Here is a 1,614-nt window from a genome sequence, read left to right as displayed (position 1 = left end):
GTGGTCCGCGCCGGCATCAACTACAAGTTCGGCTCCTACTAGGACCGAACGGGATCGCGGCTCCTCCGGGAGCCGCCCTCTCCGCGAAGCCCGGCGCCCCGCGCCGGGCTTTTTCGCGTTCGCGCGGCGCGGGCACCACGCTTCCGCCCTTAAGACGCGGTTTACCCTGACGGGCCGATTCTGCCGGCCCGGGTGCTCTCTCTTTGGACCCGGCCCGACAGTCCCCGATGGTTCAGGGCGAGGCCGCGCATCCGCATGAGGCAGGGCAGGAGACACCCCAGGAACGGGCGCGCGACGCCGTGCCCGATTTTCGCCTTTGCCGCCGCGGCGCTCTTCGCTATGCCGGCCGCTGTCCGCGCCGAGGAACCGCTCTCCCTGCGCATCCGCCCCAACCCGTCCCCCGAGGGCGCCACCGGACTGGCCGGCGGCCGGCCCGCGGGCAGTGGGACGGGGCGCGAGACCGTGTGGGAGCGCGCGGATCGGCGCGCGCGCCTCGCGATCGCCTCGGTCTGCACCGGATGCCTCGACGCGCGTGTCCTCGAGCGTCCGTCCGTGTCCGTGTCCGCGTCCCCCCTCTCGCCCGCGACCGCGGTCGCGGCGAGCGATCCCGCCCCATCGACGACAGGTGACCCATGAGCCAGGCCCACCCGACCACCGGCGCAACCGTCGATCCGGAATGCCCGGTCTCCCTTGAACTGCTCGGCGAGGTCTATCGCGCCGACGAATACGACCTGCCCTACATCCTCGAGGCGATCCCGGCGCTGACCCGGGCGCGGCTCGCGGCCTACCTCTACGGCAAGAGCCACATGCACCAGCTCGGCCTCAAGGTGGCCCGCGCCTGCGAGCGTGAGGACCTGATCCGCGCCGCCGGCGAGATCGGTTCGGTCATCCACGGGCAGTCGCGCCTGAAGCCCGCGCAGGCCGCTCCGGAGCCCGCCGCCGTCGGCCGGGGCAAGGCGGCGCCCGCCCCGCAGAAGAAGATCAGCCTCGGCGGCTCCGCCGCCAAGGGCCGCAGCTTCGATTGACCCGGCAGCAGACCCGAAGGAACGCGCGACGATGTTCGGACCATGTTGGAAGCTCGGGGTCGACACGACCCTGCTGGCCTTCGAGGCCCAGGCGGTGATCGGCCTGCGGATGGCCAAGCTGGCGGCGGGGGGCACCGCCGCGCAGGCCGAGGCCGAGCGCATGGTGAGCGAGAAGGTGTTCGCCGCCGGCGAGGCGGCGATGCAGCTCGCCACCGGCGCCTCCACCGGCGCGGTCGTGGCCGGCTACCGCCGCAAGGTCCGGGCGAACCACCGCCGCCTCTCGCACCGGTCGCGCTGAAACGGTCGGAGCGATTAACCGCTCCTTAACCACGACCTCCCATCGTTCGGGCTCGCCTCGGACGTTTCGGGAGACCTTCATGCAGCTGTGCGAACATCAGGTGCGCGAACGCGCCTACTCCATCTGGGAAGACGAAGGCCGCGGCTTCGGCCGGGCCGAGGCCCATTGGCTCCAGGCCGAGGCCGAGCTGGGTCGGGCCGCCTCTGCGGCCCCGCTCGCCATCGAGACCCGCGTCGCGGCCGCCCCGGCCGCGCTCGCCCCGGTGGCCAAGCCCCGCGCCGCGCGGGCCAA

Annotated in this window: 3 protein-coding genes; all 3 read left to right on the top strand. The window is 73.2% G+C overall.

Annotated features, from left to right (window positions below; translation table 11 throughout):
- The first annotated feature begins 632 nt into the window (after nucleotides 1-632).
- The gene (locus LW587_RS23880; RefSeq protein ID WP_232632054.1) at nucleotides 633-1,025 is read left to right on the top strand and encodes a hypothetical protein; all 393 of its coding nucleotides are present in this window, start codon (nucleotides 633-635) and stop codon (nucleotides 1,023-1,025) included.
- A gap of 31 nt (nucleotides 1,026-1,056) precedes the next feature.
- Nucleotides 1,057-1,323: a hypothetical protein gene (locus LW587_RS23875; protein WP_232632053.1), complete on the top strand. Its 267-nt coding sequence runs from the start codon at nucleotides 1,057-1,059 to the stop codon at nucleotides 1,321-1,323.
- A gap of 79 nt (nucleotides 1,324-1,402) precedes the next feature.
- Nucleotides 1,403-1,614 (top strand): DUF2934 domain-containing protein (locus tag LW587_RS23870; RefSeq protein WP_232632052.1); only part of this gene is annotated, 212 nt, incomplete at its 3' end.

Source organism: Methylobacterium sp. Leaf118 (genome assembly GCF_920984675.1).
Taxonomy (GTDB): domain Bacteria; phylum Pseudomonadota; class Alphaproteobacteria; order Rhizobiales; family Beijerinckiaceae; genus Methylobacterium.
This window is presented reverse-complemented; position numbering and strand designations above follow the sequence as displayed.